The following is a 16,057-nucleotide window of genomic DNA, read 5'->3' on the forward strand; positions in this document are numbered from 1 at the left end:
AGCCCCCGCGCGCGGTGCGCGCGGGGGCTGCAGCGCGCCCGAACGGGTCCCGGCGAGCCCGGAGCGGACCCGGCAGGCGGCTCGAGCGGGCATCATGGGCGCCTGCGCCGAGGGCGGGCCTCCACGAGCCCGTCCCGGCCCGAAACGACAGGAACACCGTGAAGATCGTCTACTACAGCTTCGGAGGGCGGTACTCCGACAACCCCAGGGCCCTGCACCAGCGACTGCTGGCCCGCGGCGACGTCGACGCCGAGCACGTCTGGCTGGCCGGTCCCGACCACGCGGGGGCGTTCCCCGCGGGCACCAGCACCGTCGGCCTGGGCACGCCCGGCGCCCTGGCCGCGCTGGAGTCCGCCGACCTGGTGATCGCCGACAACCACCTGCCCGCCTGGGACAAGCGCCCGGGCACCACGTACCTGCAGACCTGGCACGGCACGCCGCTCAAGCGCATCCACCGCGACGCGCACTTCACCCAGCCCGACGGCGAGGACGTCATGAGCCTCCTCGACGACGACGTCACCCGCTGGGACGTGCTGCTGGCGCCCAGCGAGGCCGCCGCCGTGCCGCTGCGCGGGGCGTTCCGCTTCCCCGGGCCGGTGCCCGTCACCGGCTACCCCCGCAACGACGCGCTGCTGGCACCCGGCGCCGTGCAGCGGCGTGCCCGGGTGCGCGCCGAGCTGGGTGTCGCGGACGGTGCCACGGCGGTGCTGTACGCGCCCACCTGGCGCGACGACGACCGCTTCGGCGACGGCCCGGACTTCCGCCTGGCCCTGGACCTGCAGCGCTTCACCGAGCGCCTGGGCCCGGACCACGTGCTGCTGCTGCGGCTGCACTACCTCGTGCCCGACGCGCTGCGCGGCCTGGACGTGCCCGGCGTCGTCGACGTCTCGCGGCACCCGGACATCAACGACCTGTACCTCGCCGCGGACGTCCTGGTGAGCGACTACTCCTCCGCGGTGTTCGACTTCGCCGTCACCGGCAAGCCGATCGTCCACTTCGTCTACGACCTGGAGCGCTACCGCGACGTGCTGCGCGGGTTCTACTTCGACCCGCAGGCGATCGCCGCCGGCCCGCTGCTGAGGACCTCCGAGGAGGTCCTGGAGGCCCTGGCCGACCTGGAGGGCGTGCGGGTGGCGTTCAAGGAGCGCTACGAGGTGTTCCAGGAGACCTTCTGCCACGCCGAGGACGGGCACGCGGCCGACCGCGTGCTCGACCTGGCCCTGAACCGCACGGAGGTGCGAGCGTGACCACCCCGAACCGTGGACCCCTCGACGTGCAGGTGGTGATCCTGGCCGCGGGCCTGGGCACCCGGCTGGGCCGGCCGCTGCCGAAGTCGCAGACCCACCTGCGCGACGGGCGCACCATCATGCAGCAGCAGGTCGACAACGTCCGCGCCGTCCTGGGCCCCGACGTGCCGATCACCGTGGTGGTGGGTTTCAAGGCGATGGTCGTCATGGAGGCCCACCCCGACCTGCTGTTCGCGTACAACGAGGTGTTCGACTCCACGAACACCTCCAAGAGCCTGCTGCGCGCGCTGAGCACCTCGCACCCCGGTGGGGTGCTGTGGATGAACGGCGACGTCGTCTTCGACCCGCGCCTGCTGCAGTCGGTGCTGCCGTGGATCGCGCGCGACGAGACGTTCGTGTGCGTGAACACCGCCGCCGTGGGCGAGGAGGAGGTCAAGTACACCGTCGACGCGGAGGGGTTCGTGCGCGAGCTGTCCAAGACCGTCGTCGACGGGCTGGGCGAGGCCGTGGGCATCAACCACGTCTCCGCGGCGGACAAGGCCCTGCTGATCGAGGAGCTGCGCGCCTGCGCGGACGACGACTACTTCGAGCGGGGCCTGGAGACGGCCATCGGGCGCGGGGTGCACATCGTGCCGGTGGACGTCTCACGCTTCGACGTGGTGGAGGTCGACTTCGAGGACGACCTGGTGCGCGCCGACAGCATCGACGCCGAGCACCTGCGGCTGGACGCGGTCGCGGGCTGAGTCCCCGGCTCGCCACCCGGGCCCCGCACCACCCGGTGCGGGGACCGGGCGGGGCGCGGTGCTGCGCGCTGCGCGGCCGTGCCCCATCATCGGGAACGATCTCGCCGCGGGCACGACCGAACCAGGAGTCCGCCCCGGCCCGGAACGACGAGGGGTGCCGTGAAGATCGTTTACCACAGCTTCGAGGGGCGGTACTCGGACAACCCGCGCGCCCTGCACGAGCGGCTGCTGGCGCGCGGTGGCGTCGACGCCGAGCACGTCTGGCTGTCCACCCCGGCGCACGCGCACGGCTTCCCCGCGGGCACCGCCACGGTGGACATCGACTCCCCGGAGGCGGTCGCGGCCCTGGAGTCCGCCGACCTGGTCGTCTCCAACACCCACCTGGACTTCGACTGGGACAAGCGCCCGGGCACCACGTACCTGCAGACGTGGCACGGCACGCCGCTCAAGCGCATCCACCGCGACGTCCTGTTCGCCCCCGCCGGTCGCCTGGACCGGCTGGACCACGACGTGGCCCGCTGGGACCTGCTGCTGTCCCCGAACGACGCCAGCGTCGGCCCGCTCGCGGGGGCGTTCCGCTTCGACGGCCCGGTGCACGTCACCGGGTACCCGCGCAACGACGTCCTCAGCGCCGGCGACGCCGAGGAGCGCCGCGCCCGGGTGCGCGCCGAGCTGGGTGTCGCGGACGGCACGACGGCGGTCCTGTACACGCCGACGTGGCGCGACGACGACCTGTTCGGCGACGGCCCGGACTTCCGCCTGGCCCTGGACCTGCAGCGCTTCACCGAGCGCCTGGGCCCGGACCACGTGCTGCTGCTGCGGCTGCACTACATGGTCTCCGCGGCCCTGCAGGGCCTGGACGTGCCCGGCGTGTTGGACGTGTCGTTCCACCCCGACATCAGCGACCTGTACCTGGCCGCTGACGCGATGGTGACCGACTACTCCTCGACGCAGTTCGACTTCGCCGTGACCGGCAAGCCGATCGTCTACTACGTCTACGACCTGGACCGGTACCGCGACGTGCTGCGCGGGTTCTACTTCGATCCGCACGAGATCGCCCCGGGGCCGATGGTCGCGGAGTCGGAGGAGGTGCTGGACGCGCTCGCCGACCTGGACGGGGTGCGCTCCCGCTTCGCGGAGCGCTACGCGGCGTTCCGGGAGACGTTCTGCCACGCCGAGGACGGGCACGCGGCCGACCGCGTGCTCGACCTGGTCCTGCCGGCGGGGGAGGTGCGGGCGTGAGCGCCACGGGCACGAGCACCACGGGCCACGAGCGCACCGGGGTGCAGGTCGTCATCCTGGCCGCGGGCCTGGGCACCCGGCTGGGCCGGCCGTTGCCGAAGTCGCAGACCCGCCTGCGCGACGGGCGCACCATCATGGAGCAGCAGGTGGAGAACCTGCGCTCGGTGCTCGGCGAGGACGTGCCGATCACCGTGGTGGTGGGTTTCAAGGCCACCGTCATCATGGAGGCCCGCCCGGACGTGCTGTTCGCGTACAACGAGCTGTTCGACTCCACGAACACCTCCAAGAGCCTGCTGCGGGCGCTGACGACCTCCCACCCCGGCGGGGTGCTGTGGATGAACGGCGACGTCGTCTTCGACCCGCGCGTCCTGCAGCACGTGCTGCCGTGGCTGCAGCGCGACGAGACGTTCGTGTGCGTGAACACCGCCGCCGTGGGCGAGGAGGAGGTCAAGTACACCGTCGACGCGGAGGGTTTCGTGCGCGAGCTGTCCAAGACCGTCGTCGGCGGGCTGGGCGAGGCCGTGGGCATCAACTACGTGTCCGGCGCGGACAAGCAGGTCCTGATCGAGGAGCTGGGCGCCTGCGCGGCCACGGACTACTTCGAGCGGGGCCTGGAGACGGCGATCGAGCGGGGCGTGCGGATCGTGCCGGTGGACGTCTCGCGCTTCGACGTGGTGGAGGTCGACTTCGAGGACGACCTGGTGCGCGCCGACAGCATCGACGCCGACCACCTGCGCCTCGGCGGGGGACCGGCGGCGGGGTGAGCGGCGCGGGGAGCGGGCGCGGTCCGGCCGCGCCCGCTCCCGGACGTAGGGTCGGGGGTCCAGGAGCACGAGGAGCGGGGGGTGTCGTGAGCGCAGCGCCGGTCGGCACGGAGGTGCCGGTGGGGCCGGAGGTCGTGGCCGAGGCCGCGCGCCGGCGCACGCTGGCGATCATCAGCCACCCCGACGCGGGCAAGTCCACGCTCACCGAGGCCCTGGCCCTGCACGCCCGCGCCATCCGGCAGGCCGGGCACGTGCACGGCAAGGCCGGCCGTGCCGGCGTGGTCTCGGACTGGCAGGACATGGAGCGCCAGCGCGGCATCTCCATCAGCTCCGCCGTCCTGCAGCTGCACCACGACGGGCGCGTGCTGAACGTGCTCGACACCCCCGGGCACTCGGACTTCTCCGAGGACACGTACCGGGTCCTGGCGGCCGTGGACGCCGCCGTCATGCTCGTCGACGCCGCCAACGGCATGGAGCAGCAGACCCGCAAGCTCTTCGAGGTCTGCCACCACCGGCGCATCCCCATCGTCACCGTGATCAACAAGTGGGACAGGCCGGGGCGCGAGGCCCTGGAGCTGCTCGACGAGATCGCCGAGGTCACCGGCCTGCAGCCCACGCCGCTGAACTGGCCGGTGGGCATCGCCGGCGACTTCCGCGGGGTGCTGGACCGCCGCACCGGGGACTACGCGCGCTTCACCCGCACGCCCGGCGGCGCCAGCCTGGCGGGGGTGGAGCGGATGGACGCCGCGGCCGCCGCCCGCGCGGAGGGCGACGCCTGGGTCCAGGCGCAGGAGGAGAGCGAGCTCCTGGAGGCCCTGGGCGGGGACTTCGACCGGGAGTCCTTCCTGGGGCACCGCAGCACCCCGGTGCTGTTCACCGCCGCGGTCGTCAACTTCGGCGTGGGCGAGGTGCTGCAGGCCCTGGCCGACCTGGCCCCGCCCCCGCTGGCGCCCCTGGACGCGCAGGGCCGCGAGCGCGCCCTGGACGCCCCCTTCAGCGCGCAGGTCTTCAAGGTCCAGTCCGGCATGAACCCCGCCCACCGGGACCGGCTGGCCTTCGCGCGGATCCGCACCGGCGCCTTCCAGCGGGGCATGACGGTGACCGAGTCCCGCACCGGGCGCCCGCTGGTCCTCAAGCACGTGCAGACGGTGTTCGGCTCGGACCGCCAGACCGTCGAGCACGCCTGGCCCGGTGACGTGATCGGCCTGGTCAACGCCGCCCACGTCCGCGTCGGCGACACCCTCTTCCAGGGGCCGGCGGTGACGTTCCCCCCCATCCCGGCCTTCACGCCGGAGCACTTCGGCATCGCCCAGGCGCTGGACCTCAGCCACGGCAAGCAGTTCCGCCAGGGTCTGGCCGCCCTGGACGCCGAGGGCGTGGTGCAGCTGATGCACTCCGAGCGCCGCGGTCAGGGCGAGCCGGTCGTCGCGGCCGTCGGGCCGCTGCAGTACGAGGTCGCCGCGCACCGCATGGCGCAGGAGTTCCGCGCCCCGCTGCGCATCGAGCCGCTGCCGTACTCCGAGGTGCGCCGCATCGACGCGCGCCACGCCGCGGTCGTGGACGCCGACCGCGGCAGCGAGGTGGTCTTCCGCAGCGACGGGCAGGCGCTGGCCCTGTTCGCCGACCGCTGGCGTCTGGCCAGCTTCCAGCGGCTGCACCCGGAGGTCGAGCTCCTGCCGGTCATGGCCGGCGCGGACTGACGTGGGGCCGCCCCTGCGGACCCTCGGGCACGGCCGCACCGACCGCGCCGAGCTGGGCCGCCGCCTCGCCGGCGCCGGGGTGGAGCTGCTGGTGGACGTGCGGCGCTTCCCCGGCAGCCGCACCTCGCCCGACGTCGCGCGCGACGCGCTGCAGGAGTGGCTGCCGCAGGAGGGCGTCGGCTACCGCTGGGAACCGCGCCTGGGCGGGCGGCGCCACGTGCCGGCCGGCACGCCTGAGGCGGACACCTGGTGGACCGTGGCGGCCTTCCGGGCCTACGCCGCGCACACCCGCACCCCGGAGTTCACCGAGGCCCTGGACGACCTCCTCGCCGAGGCCGCGCGCGTCCCGGTGGCGGTGGTGTGCAGCGAGGGGGTGTGGTGGCGCTGCCACCGCCGCCTCATCGCCGACGTGGCCGTGCTCGGGCGCGGGGTGGACGTCGAGCACGTCATGCCGGACGGGCGGACGACCCCGCACCCGGTGGCGGCCGGCGCCCGCCGGCAGCCGGACGGCCTGCTCGTCTGGGACGGCGCTCGGGATGAGCCTCGGGAGTCGTAACGGCCGCTGAGCAGCGCTCGCTCACTGCGCGGGGTCCGGTGGATCCGGGACGGGGGGACCGGACTGCCGCACGGTCCTGTTCACCGCTGCCGGTTCACCAGGTCACCAGAGACGTCATCGTGCTCGTCCAGCCTGACGAGCACGCGTGCCGGGGTGGCGCGCCGGCTCGTCGTGGGAAACGCGATTTCGGCGTGGTCCTGCGCGTGGGGTGCCCGGGGAGGCCACGTGGAGGCGTCCAGCAACCCCTCCGTGTACCCCCGCGCCACGAGCGCCGCCCGGTTGCTGACGTGCATGCGTGCGATGAGCAAGCTGATGTACCTGCCGATCGACTGGGTAGACAGGTGCAGCGCGGTGCCGATCTGCTCGTTCGACCTACCTTGAGCGACCATCTCGAGTATCTCCAGGTCCCTGACGCTGACTTTGTCGCAAAAGCTTGACACCCCTGCACCTCCAGTACGGCGCACTCGAGCACCCATTGCTCACAGTAACTGGCGTGGGCACTCTAAGTAGCCTGCCCGAGGCTCCGCGGAGAACTCGCCCGATTGTGACCAGCGTCACTTCGAGTGCTTGAGGACTCGACATGTGGTCGCTCCGCCCGCCGAGGCGTCGCGGGGGTGGCTGCAGGCGGTCGTAGCTTGTCGCGGCGGGTGCTCGAGTTCCCGCCACGCGCGCGGAGCGGGCGATTGGAGTGCAGGAGTTCAGCCTCATCGCGGGGTCCCTCTGGCGGGAGAGGCAGGTGCGGACCGGAGGGCTGCGAGCCGGGGTCGTCGCCCAGACGATCCATCGCCACGCGCCACCGGCAGCGCACTGCTCGGGCAGCCGGCCGGGCGAGTCGTTCGCCGTGGCCGGGCGGTGTCTCGAATGGGTTGCGCCTCTACCTAGTGCCTCCTACTGTGCAGTTGATAGCGCTCGTCGACCGGACCACCGCAGCGGCGCGCAAGGTGTTCAGCCTCACCGAGGTCGGCAGAGCTGAACTGCACCACGCACGATCCGCCTGGGACCAGATGGGCCAAGCACTACTCTCGCTCGAAAACGCTGACCGGAAGGTGCCGAAGTGAGCTACACACACGATCTAGCGTTCGCGCTTCGACTCCGAGAAGCCGACGAGGACTTCATCGCGGACGTGATCCGCGAAACCGAGGGCCTGCGCCTTCGCGATGAGGCCCTGGAGGAGGAACTGGGCTCGCCGTACGAGTACGCCGAACAGCTCGTACCACAAGCACCCGCCAAGAAGAAGCGCGTCGGCCCGATCCTCGCAGCGAGCTTGTGCCTAGCCCTGCTGTGGCTGGTCTTCGTCCACACGGCCCACTTCTGGGGCTGGAACGCCAAGCAGGACCTGGGACGGATGTTTACGTTCCCGGCGTGGGCGCTCCTGGCGGCAGGGATCCTCGGTCAGTTCCTCGCCGACTACCTGCGCCCGACCCCCAAGAAGCGGGGTGGGTCCCTGCTGAAGTAACAAGGACCCACCCCACCACATCGACGCAGGCGGTGCGGTGAGGAGGATTTCGTGAGGTCGGTGCGCGAGCAGCCCGAGCGCCGGGTGCTGCCGACACGACAAGGGCGGGTTTTGCGCGGTGCATGGAAGAGGCTCTGGTGCTGTCCAGCCTGAGCCCTGTGCGTCAGGTGCTGCATCCGTGCATTGCCATCCCGCGTCGCTGACATCGGCGCCGGTGCCGTCTACGTCCCTGCCGGGCGGTGGGCTCGGGAAGCCGGTGGTCAGGACTGGCACCCGAAACCATCATGGGCAGCTCCTCCGCCTCGCCCTGCTGGGGTGGTGCGCACCGAGCCGGACTGGTGTTCCAGTGTGAGCGGTACCGCACCGTGGTCGAGAGTCGGGGGATGCTCGAGGTTCGGCGCAGTGTCGAACCGCACCTTCAACCACCGCCAACTCAGCTCACCGCTGCCCCCGCAGAGGGCGGGAGCACTCGAGGAGCGATCCCCAGGTGGCTTGTGACCTCAGTGCGGCCTCCGGGGCCGGCACCACGAGGCGCCACGTCGCGGCGGCGTTCGCCACGTCCGAGAACTGGTTTCTATCGTCGCGCGAAGTGCCCCTCGAGGCGAGCGCAGCGGCGCCCCGGAAACTTCGACGCCCGGGCGCGCGATGGTCGATCTCGAAAACGGTGCGCCGGAGCAGCGCGCTCGGCGCCGCCCACTACCGGCGGGGAGGGCGGTGATCCGCTGCCTGAACGACAAGGAGGTGGGCCACCGAGAGATCTTCCAACTCGGCCTGTTCAGCAGTGCGAACCGGTCGATCTGCAGAGTTTCTTCGCAAGAAGTAATGTGCATTGCGCCGAACGCCCAGCTCGCCCAGGATCGTCCGCATCGGGGGCGGCTATCGGCTCCGGGCAGCCGCCCACGTCGTCCTCCCCCGAATATCCACGGCTCTCGCGTTGGCCACTTCAACGCGTCCTCCTCCTAGTCCTCTGGGGTACACGATGCGCACCAGCACGTTCAAGCGGACAATTGCTGCAGGCCTTCTGGTGGTGACAGGTCTGGGTGTCGGAGCCTCATCCGCATCGGCGGAAGCGATGACAGCCAGCGCGTCGACCCAAGCACCTTCCGCCGTCACTCGTACCTCCGCGGCGACGATCCTGCCCTCCAGGGACTCTGTCCTGATCAAGGCGATCGTCGAAATGCTGAAGAAGGTGCCCGCCGCGGCCAAGGAGGCGGCGGCAGCAGCCAAGAAGGGGTGGAACCACTTCTGGGCCGAGTACTGGAAGAAGCGGGTGGTCCCTCGTTATCCGCTGGCCGCCGGGGCTTCCGTCGATGTTGTGCGGGCGGTGTACGTGATCTTCGGCGGAAAGTAGTCCCACGCGCTGCTCGCTCGAGTCGGCGTGAGCGCAGAAGGTCGTGGGGAACGAGTTCGCCCGTCACCGGTTCTCGCACCTGACCGCCGAGCCTCGACGTGGTTCTACACCCCAACAGGGTTGAAGTAATGACGAGGTCATCCACCTCGTAGGCCACTAGCGGCCGCCAAGAAACTCTCGGTGCCTTACCCGGTTGTCCGGTGGTGCATCCGCGGACGTTCTGGCGTTTTCCCGTGATGTAGCGGCACCCCGCGTTGATGTGGGGTGACTGGTCATTCGAGCAGATAGGACTTGGACAATGAGCAAGCGGAAGCGCGTTTCTCAGGCCGCCTTGGGCGCCGCCCTCGCTGGTTCCATGGTTTTCGGACTCGGTTCGGGAGCCGTCGCAGCGCCGACCACGACCAGCAGTCCGTCGGTAACCACCTCGGCCGTGGCGAGCCTCACCACGTCCGTGTCGCTCCAGGCATCAGGAGTGGTCGGTCAGGCGGGCGCTGTCGTGGTGGTTCCCGGCGTTCCCGCCTCGCCCAAGGGTTCGGCGACCCCCAAGGTCGTCGGCCAGCAAGGCACTCAAGCTGTACCGATCGTCGTCCGCATCGCCATCAAGGCCGCCTTCCAGGTGTTGAAGAAGACGAACGCGAGTTGGTACTGGGCCGTCCTGCGCCAGGTGGCCAAGGGGAAGATCGCATTCGTCAAGTGGTGGAAGACGACCCCTGGCTGGGTCAAGGCCATCTTCGGCACCGTCTCGGCGGAGGAGATCTACGAGACGGCGGTGTGGCTCTTCGGCATCGGCTGACGCCTGCGTCGATGTGGTGGGGTGGGTCCTTGCTACTTCAGCAGGGACCCACCCCCAGGGGTCCGGCAAAGTCCGGTGAGGTGAGGTAGGTCAAGCGCGAGACGCCGCGCAGACCCACGCAAGACGGGCATGGCCCCAGAGGTGATCATGGAGTTCTCACACCGCCCTGATCACCTGAAGGAACCATGCCCGCCGCTCCATCCTGCCCCATCACCCTGCCCCATCACCCTGCCCACCGACACGCCACCACTCGACCTCGACGAAGCCCTGACCGCTGCGCCGGGCCTGCTGGACATGCTGCGCCAAGTACCCGACCCCCGCGCCCGCCGCGGCGTCCGCCACGACTTCTTCGCTGTCCTGGCCTTGTCGATCATGGCCGTCCTGACCGGGGCCCGCGGCTACACCGCGATCTGGCGTTGGAGCGCCCAAGCCCTCCCCCGAAACCTTGGAGGCCCTGGACTCTCACCGCGCAGCGATCGCCAGCGAGTCCACCTTCCGCCGCATCCTGCAAGCCCTGGACTCCGACGAATTGATGCTCCTCATCGCCACCTGGCTGGCCGGGCACCTCGACCGACTGCAGAACCTGTAGCAGCGCCAACGAGAACGGTCACGGGCAGCGGAAAAACCCGCCGCGCGCACCCACGGCGAGCTCTTGACGGCATGCGTGATCGCCATCGATGGGAAGACCGTCCGAGGCTCCCGCGACGGACACCGCCCAGGAGCCCACCTGCTCGCCGCCCTGCACACCGACACCGCCACCGTCCTGGGCCAAGCGACCGTCGACGCCAAGACCAACGAAGTCACTCACCTACCAACACTTCTGACGACGCTCAACGAGCGTGACCTGCTGCCCGCAGACGCCGTCATCACCGCCGACGCACTGCACACCCAACGCGACACCGCCCAAGCCATCACCGATCTCGGCATCGACTACGCCCTTACCGTCAAACGCAACCAGCCGAAACTGCACGACCACCTCGCCGCCCTGCCCTGAGACCAGATCCCCACCGCGCACTCCGAGGTCGACCGCGGCTACGGCCGGATCGAGGAACGCCACACCAGCATCGCCGAAATCGCCGCCAACCTCGGCGGCCTGCTGAACTTCCCCGGAGCGCGGACAGCCCTGCGCATCGTCCGCCGCCGCCGCGGCCTGCACCAGAAGCCCCTCCACGACAGCATCGAGATCGTCTACGTGATCACCTCGATCAGCTCCGACCGTCACCACCCCGAGGTCCTCGCCGGACTCGTCCGCCGGCACTGGGCGGTGGAGAACCGGCTGCACTACGTCCGCGACACCGCCTTCGACGAAGACCGCTGCCGAGCCCGCACCGGCCACGGAGCAGCGGTCCTGGCCAGCCTGCGCAACCTCGTCATCACCGTGCTGCGACTACTCGGCTGCGACAACATCCGAGCCGCCCTGGAGCACCACTCCTACGACCGGGCCCGACCGCTGCGGATCCTTCAACGGCTCAGCTGAATGACTTTGCCGGAGCCCTGGACCCACCCCGCTTCTTGGGGGTCGGGCGCAGGTAGTCGGCGAGGAACTGACCGAGGATCCCTGCCGCCAGGAGCGCCCACGCCGGGAACGTAAACATCCGTCCCAGGTCCTGCTTGGCGTTCCAGCCCCAGAAGTGGGCCGTGTGGACGAAGACCAGCCACAGCAGGGCTAGGCACAAGCTCGCTGCCAGGATCGGGCCGACGCGCTTCTTCTTGGCGGGTGCTTGTGGTACGAGCTGTTCGGCGTACTCGTACGGCGAGCCCAGTTCCTCCTCCAGGGCCTCATCGCGAAGGCGCAGGCCCTCGGTTTCGCGGATCACGTCCGCGATGAAGTCCTCGTCGGCTTCTCGGAGTCGAAGCGCGAACGCTAGATCGTGTGTGTAGCTCACTTCGGCACCTTCCGGTCAGCGTTTTCGAGCGAGAGTAGTGCTTGGCCCATCTGGTCCCAGGCGGATCGTGCGTGGTGCAGTTCAGCTCTGCCGACCTCGGTGAGGCTGAACACCTTGCGCGCAGGACCGGCGATGGAGGTGTCCCACGCGTAGGTCACCAGTTGCTGCTGCTCCAGTCGTCGCAGCAGGGGGTAGAGGGTGCCGCCCTGCACGCGGGGGAAGCCGTGCCTGCGCATGACAGACACGAGTTCATAGCCGTGGCGCTCCTTGTGCGCCAGTGCGGCCAGGACGGCTTGGCTGAGTACGCCACGCGCCAGTTCGGCGGTCCAGTCGATGAGTGCCATTGACTACATAGTAGGACGCAGTAGGTAGAGGCGCAACTCATTCGAAGCGCCCCGGTTCGCTGCACTGATCGGTGACACCGGTGCTAGCTCGCCCGCACGGCGGCCTGGAAGGATGGCCCTGTGCCTGAAACCTGCCCCGCGAGCGCCGAGGCGACGTCGTGCGCCTCGCCCGAGGCCGCGAGCCCGGTGTGACGCTGGTGCAGATCGCCGTCGGCTTCGGCATCCGTGTCGTGCGCTGTCGACGTGGATGCGCCAGGCTGACGTCGATCCCGGTGCGAAGCCGGGAACCTCCACCGATGAGGGCACGAAACTGCGCGAGGCTGATCGCTGGATCGAGTTCCTGAACCCGGAGCAGGAGGTCTTGCCGGGCGGGTGATGGCCGAGCGGACCTCCTGACGGATCCGCTCGGACACGGGCTGGTGGAGTGTGTCCGCCGAGCGTCGCAGCGAGAACGGGCGGCGCAGTAGGAACGGCAGGCGCCCTGGGTCGCCTGTTCACGGCGACCTCGTCCAGCGTGTCTGCCCCCGGGTTCGGTGCCCCCACCGCCAGGGCGTCCGAGAAGCTCCGGTTCACCGCCCCTCCCGCGAGCGTGCGGTGCCTCCCCTGGCACCTCACGGCCGAGAGCGAGTTCCACCTCCGCGTCGTCGAAGGCGCCCTTCCCGGTGGGTCGTCGGGTGCTTCATCGACATGCGGCTGAACTGCCGACCGGTGGTCAACGCGCTGCCCGGTGCTGGTCCGCCGCGTCCAGGGCATGCGTGTGGCCGGTTGCGTGATCCGCAGCGACCGCGGGCCGCAGGACAACGTCTTCGACCGTCGATCCCGGGCCGCTCGGGAGGAGTTGCGCATCGCTATCGGGACCTGGACCGAGTGGACCTGCCACTGGCGCCGTCGGCAGCCCCTCTGTCCCCTCGGCGAAGCTGTCGCCGCCAGCGTCGGGCAACTGGCCGCTGCGATCGTCGGGGTCGACCGGCAACCGCGAGGCCGCACGACGGACCTCCTGATCACCGCCAGGGCCCACGCGCGCGGCGCTCGGTCCGGAGCCCGGCAGAGCTGTCGTGAGCGTCTACCCCCTCGGTGCGCGTCGGGTCCTGATGGGCGCGGCAGGGGATGCGGTCACATCGACGTCCAGTTCTCGACCAGCGCGGTCACCGCCTGCACCGGTGGCAGGTGCGCCGACACCGTCACGTTCAGAGCTCAGCCGGCATGTGGAGCGCGCTGGAGGTCGCGGCGGTCCTCGGAGGGGGGCGACGGCAGGGCAGGTGGGTCAGGGGCTCGTCCCAGCTCTCATCGCGGCTCTCGCCGTCGGTCGGCTCCTCACGGCTTCGACGGTGCCAGCCCGTTGCGTTGACCGCTTCCGCGCAGGTGCGGGGCGACCCGGGTGTCCGACGGTCCACCGGTCACCACCGTGTCGCGCTGCGTCCGCGAGCACGGGGGGCGTCAGGGGGGCTGTGCCGCGGTACCCCGCCGTGGTGCCGCCACCGGTCCCGGTGCGTCTCAGCAGTGCAGCACCGCCGGCAGCACCGATCCACGTGCCGGGACGCGTGACCACCATCAGCCTCCTGCGGGGAGGTGCTGGGTGCACGGCTGCAGCAGGTCCTCGACCTCGCGCCGGGCCGGGACCGAAGCGCTTCCAGGTGCTCGCGTCCGGCGTCGAGCGCGCCGGCGGGTCGCCGTGCGTGGGTGAGCGTTCAGTCGCACCGGAGCGCTCGGGGTGGCCCGCTCGACCGCGCGCTCGTCGCCGGCGCGGACCGGTGGGCGCCGCGACCGCTTCCTGCAGATCGGCTCGATGCCGGTGAGGAGGTCTTCAGCGTGGTCGCTCCCGGCTCCACGCACGTGCCGCCGTTCGGACGCGATCACGGTGGATCACGACGTCACCTAGGTCCACGGGACTGGTCCTGATCGCCGATCGAGGTTCTGCCCCGCCCTCGCGCGTCAGCGGAAGACGACCGTGCGGTGCCCGTCGAGCAGCACCCGGTGCTCGGCGTGCCAGCGCACCGCGCGCGCCAGCGTGCGGGCCTCCACGTCCTGGCCCAGGCGCACCAGCTCGCCCGGGGTGTGGCGGTGGTCGACGCGCTCGATCTCCTGCTCGATGATCGGGCCCTCGTCGAGGTCGGCGGTCACGTAGTGCGCCGTCGCGCCGATGATCTTCACGCCGCGCGCGTGGGCCTGGTGGTAGGGGCGGGCGCCCTTGAAGCTCGGCAGGAACGAGTGGTGGATGTTGATGGCCCGCCCGGACAGCTCCCGGCACAGGCCGTCGGACAGGATCTGCATGTAGCGCGCCAGCACCACCAGCTCCACGTCCAGCTCGGCGACCAGCTCCAGCAGCCGCGCCTCGCCGGCCTCCTTGGAGGCGGCGTCCCCCGTCACCACCGGGACGTGGTGGAAGGGCACGCCGTAGAACTCCGCCAGCGGGGCCAGGTCGGTGTGGTTGGACACCACCGCGGCAACGTCCACGGGCAGGTCGCCGGAGCGGTGCCGGAAGAGCAGGTCGTTGAGGCAGTGCCCCTGCTTGGAGCACAGCACGAGGGTGCGCAGGCGGGCGGCGGCGTCGCGCAGGTCCCACGTCAGCTGGAAGCGGGCGGCGACGACGCCGACGGTCTCGCGCAGCGCCTCGTCGCTGGCGGCGGCGTCGAAGGCGACCCGCATGAAGAACAGCCCGGTATCGGGGTCCCCGTACTGCTGGCTCTCGGTGATGTTGGCGTCCAGCGCCACGAGGGCCCCCGTGACGGCGTGGACGATGCCGGGGCGGTCGGGGCAGGACAGGGTCAGGACCCTCGGGCGTGCGCTCACGGGGGTGAAGCCTATGGTGAGCGGGTGCCAGAACCCGCCGCGGCGACCCTCGCGGTGCACGCCGGCGCCACCGTCTTCTCCGACGCCAAGAGCACCCTGGTGCAGACGGGCCCGCGCCCGCTCGTGCCGGGCGGTTCGGGTGCCGAGCAGCTGCGCCGCACCGCCCGCGCCCTCGAGGAGGAGCCCGAGGGGGTGCTCGTCGCCGGGGCGGTGCCCTTCGACCTGTCCGCGCCGGGAGCGCTGCGCGTGGGTCCCGCGGTGCGCACCCGGGGCCCGCTGACGCCGGACGCCGCCCGCGTCGTGCGCCCGGCGACGGTGGCGCGCAGCCGCCCGCACCCCTCGCCGGCGCGGTACGCGGCGGCGGTGCGCGAGGCGCTGGCGCGCATCGAGTCCGGCGACGTGCAGAAGGTGGTGCTGGCCCGCTCCCTGGAGCTGACCGCCCTGGTGGACTGGTCGGTGCCCGACCTGGTGGCCGAGCTGGCCGCGCGCAACCCCGCGGCCACGACGCTGGCGGTGCCGGTGGACGACCCGGCGCAGGCCGGGGGCCGCTGGCTGGTCGGCGCCAGCCCCGAGCTGCTGCTGCGCCGGCGGGGGCCGAGCGTGCTGCTGCGCCCGCTGGCGGGGTCGGTGCCGCGCTCGCCGGAGCCGGAGGAGGACCTGCGCCGCGCGGACGCGCTGATGGCCTCCGACAAGGACCGCCGCGAGCACGCGTACGTGGTGGAGGCGGTGGTGGAGACGCTGCGGCCGCTGTGCCGCACGGTCAGCGCACCGGAACCGGAGCTGCTGGCGACGCCGACGGTGTGGCACCTGGCCACCCGGGTGACGGCCCTGCTGAACGACACCACCACCACGTCGGTGGACCTGGTGGCGGCGCTGCACCCCACCCCGGCGGTCGGCGGGTCCCCGCGCCGGGCGGCGGCGCAGGTGATCCGCGAGGTCGAGGAGGTCGACCGCGGCTGCTACGCGGGTGCGGTCGGCTGGCAGGACGGCGACGGCGACGGCGAGTGGGTCGTGGGGGTGCGCTGCGCGGAGGTCGCCGGGCGGCTGCTGCGCATCCTGGGCGGTGCGGGGATCGTGGCCGGTTCCGACCCGGACGCGGAGGTGCGCGAGACGGCGGCGAAGATGCGCACGGTGCTGGAGGCGGCCGTGCGCCGCTGAGCAGCGCACCACCGGCCGGTGCGCTGC

15 protein-coding genes and 2 pseudogenes are annotated in these 16,057 nt (G+C 71.3%); 13 read left to right on the forward strand and 4 right to left on the reverse strand.

Going from position 1 to position 16,057, the window contains the following annotated elements; translation table 11 throughout:
• Positions 1-158 precede the first annotated feature (158 nt).
• The 6 genes from ACRYR9_RS08705 to ACRYR9_RS08730 all read left to right on the forward strand — a co-directional run bounded on the left by ACRYR9_RS08705 (position 159) and on the right by ACRYR9_RS08730 (position 6,252).
• Complete coding sequence (locus tag ACRYR9_RS08705) at positions 159-1,247, forward strand: CDP-glycerol glycerophosphotransferase family protein (protein WP_432496195.1); 1,089 nt, start codon at positions 159-161, stop codon at positions 1,245-1,247.
• A complete protein-coding gene (locus ACRYR9_RS08710) occupies positions 1,244-1,990 on the forward strand; it encodes a phosphocholine cytidylyltransferase family protein (protein ID WP_432496192.1) in 747 nt (248 codons plus the stop codon). The genes ACRYR9_RS08705 and ACRYR9_RS08710 overlap by 4 nt, the downstream gene beginning before the upstream one ends.
• Positions 1,991-2,149: 159 nt before the next feature.
• Complete coding sequence (locus tag ACRYR9_RS08715) at positions 2,150-3,232, forward strand: CDP-glycerol glycerophosphotransferase family protein (RefSeq protein ID WP_432496189.1); 1,083 nt, start codon at positions 2,150-2,152, stop codon at positions 3,230-3,232.
• Positions 3,229-3,996, forward strand: a complete 768-nt coding sequence (locus ACRYR9_RS08720) for a phosphocholine cytidylyltransferase family protein (protein ID WP_432496186.1) — start codon at positions 3,229-3,231, stop codon at positions 3,994-3,996. The genes ACRYR9_RS08715 and ACRYR9_RS08720 overlap by 4 nt, the downstream gene beginning before the upstream one ends.
• A gap of 86 nt (positions 3,997-4,082) precedes the next feature.
• Positions 4,083-5,696, forward strand: a complete 1,614-nt coding sequence (locus ACRYR9_RS08725) for a peptide chain release factor 3 (protein WP_432496184.1) — start codon at positions 4,083-4,085, stop codon at positions 5,694-5,696.
• A 1-nt stretch (position 5,697) separates the two neighbouring features.
• Positions 5,698-6,252, forward strand: a complete 555-nt coding sequence (locus tag ACRYR9_RS08730) for a DUF488 domain-containing protein (RefSeq protein WP_432496181.1) — start codon at positions 5,698-5,700, stop codon at positions 6,250-6,252.
• Between the two features lie 80 nt (positions 6,253-6,332).
• Here the strand turns inward: ACRYR9_RS08730 and ACRYR9_RS08735 are convergent, their stop codons facing one another.
• Positions 6,333-6,692 carry a response regulator transcription factor gene (locus ACRYR9_RS08735; RefSeq protein WP_432496179.1) on the reverse strand — a complete coding sequence of 120 codons (360 nt, stop codon included), beginning with the start codon at positions 6,690-6,692 and terminating at the stop codon, positions 6,333-6,335.
• Positions 6,693-7,306: 614 nt separating this feature from the next.
• On the opposite strand from ACRYR9_RS08735, the gene ACRYR9_RS08740 reads away from it, so the two are divergent.
• From ACRYR9_RS08740 to ACRYR9_RS08765, 6 genes and pseudogenes are all read left to right on the forward strand, one after another.
• Positions 7,307-7,708 carry a hypothetical protein gene (locus ACRYR9_RS08740; RefSeq protein ID WP_432509684.1) on the forward strand — a complete coding sequence of 134 codons (402 nt, stop codon included), beginning with the start codon at positions 7,307-7,309 and terminating at the stop codon, positions 7,706-7,708.
• A gap of 979 nt (positions 7,709-8,687) precedes the next feature.
• Positions 8,688-9,059, forward strand: a complete 372-nt coding sequence (locus ACRYR9_RS08745) for a flagellar basal body-associated FliL family protein (RefSeq protein WP_432496170.1) — start codon at positions 8,688-8,690, stop codon at positions 9,057-9,059.
• A gap of 430 nt (positions 9,060-9,489) precedes the next feature.
• A complete protein-coding gene (locus tag ACRYR9_RS08750; protein ID WP_432526056.1) occupies positions 9,490-9,852 on the forward strand; it encodes a hypothetical protein in 363 nt (120 codons plus the stop codon).
• A gap of 294 nt (positions 9,853-10,146) precedes the next feature.
• Positions 10,147-10,272 (forward strand): annotated as a pseudogene (locus tag ACRYR9_RS08755) (transposase family protein); the annotation flags it as partial.
• 25 nt (positions 10,273-10,297) lie between these two features.
• A complete protein-coding gene (locus tag ACRYR9_RS08760; protein ID WP_432496240.1) occupies positions 10,298-10,441 on the forward strand; it encodes a hypothetical protein in 144 nt (47 codons plus the stop codon).
• A gap of 75 nt (positions 10,442-10,516) precedes the next feature.
• Positions 10,517-11,329: pseudogene (locus tag ACRYR9_RS08765) on the forward strand (ISAs1 family transposase).
• On the opposite strand, the gene ACRYR9_RS08770 reads toward ACRYR9_RS08765, so the two are convergent.
• The 3 genes from ACRYR9_RS08770 to purU all read right to left on the reverse strand — a co-directional run bounded on the left by ACRYR9_RS08770 (position 11,322) and on the right by purU (position 14,872).
• Positions 11,322-11,738 carry a hypothetical protein gene (locus ACRYR9_RS08770; protein ID WP_432496176.1) on the reverse strand — a complete coding sequence of 139 codons (417 nt, stop codon included), beginning with the start codon at positions 11,736-11,738 and terminating at the stop codon, positions 11,322-11,324. The pseudogene ACRYR9_RS08765 and the gene ACRYR9_RS08770 sit on opposite strands and share 8 nt — an antisense overlap.
• Entirely contained in the window at positions 11,735-12,082 is a 348-nt protein-coding gene (locus tag ACRYR9_RS08775; protein WP_432499179.1) for a PadR family transcriptional regulator, read from the reverse strand. The genes ACRYR9_RS08770 and ACRYR9_RS08775 overlap by 4 nt, the downstream gene beginning before the upstream one ends.
• Positions 12,083-14,014: 1,932 nt before the next feature.
• A complete protein-coding gene (gene purU, locus ACRYR9_RS08780; protein ID WP_432495882.1) occupies positions 14,015-14,872 on the reverse strand; it encodes a formyltetrahydrofolate deformylase in 858 nt (285 codons plus the stop codon).
• Positions 14,873-14,896: 24 nt separating this feature from the next.
• Here purU and ACRYR9_RS08785 point away from each other — a divergent pair, with 24 nt between their 5' ends.
• Complete coding sequence (locus tag ACRYR9_RS08785; RefSeq protein WP_432495884.1) at positions 14,897-16,030, forward strand: isochorismate synthase; 1,134 nt, start codon at positions 14,897-14,899, stop codon at positions 16,028-16,030.
• Positions 16,031-16,057: the final 27 nt, after the last annotated feature.

This window comes from Kineococcus auxinigenes, assembly GCF_050871525.1.
Taxonomy (GTDB): Bacteria; Actinomycetota; Actinomycetes; order Actinomycetales; family Kineococcaceae; genus Kineococcus.

Bases quoted from the DNA above. Each gene is read 5' to 3' on its own strand.
- ACRYR9_RS08745 (WP_432496170.1), top strand. From the start codon at position 8,688: ATGCGCACCAGCACGTTCAAGCGGACAATTGCTGCAGGCCTTCTGGTG.
- ACRYR9_RS08775 (WP_432499179.1), bottom strand. From the start codon at position 12,082: ATGGCACTCATCGACTGGACCGCCGAACTGGCGCGTGGCGTACTCAGC.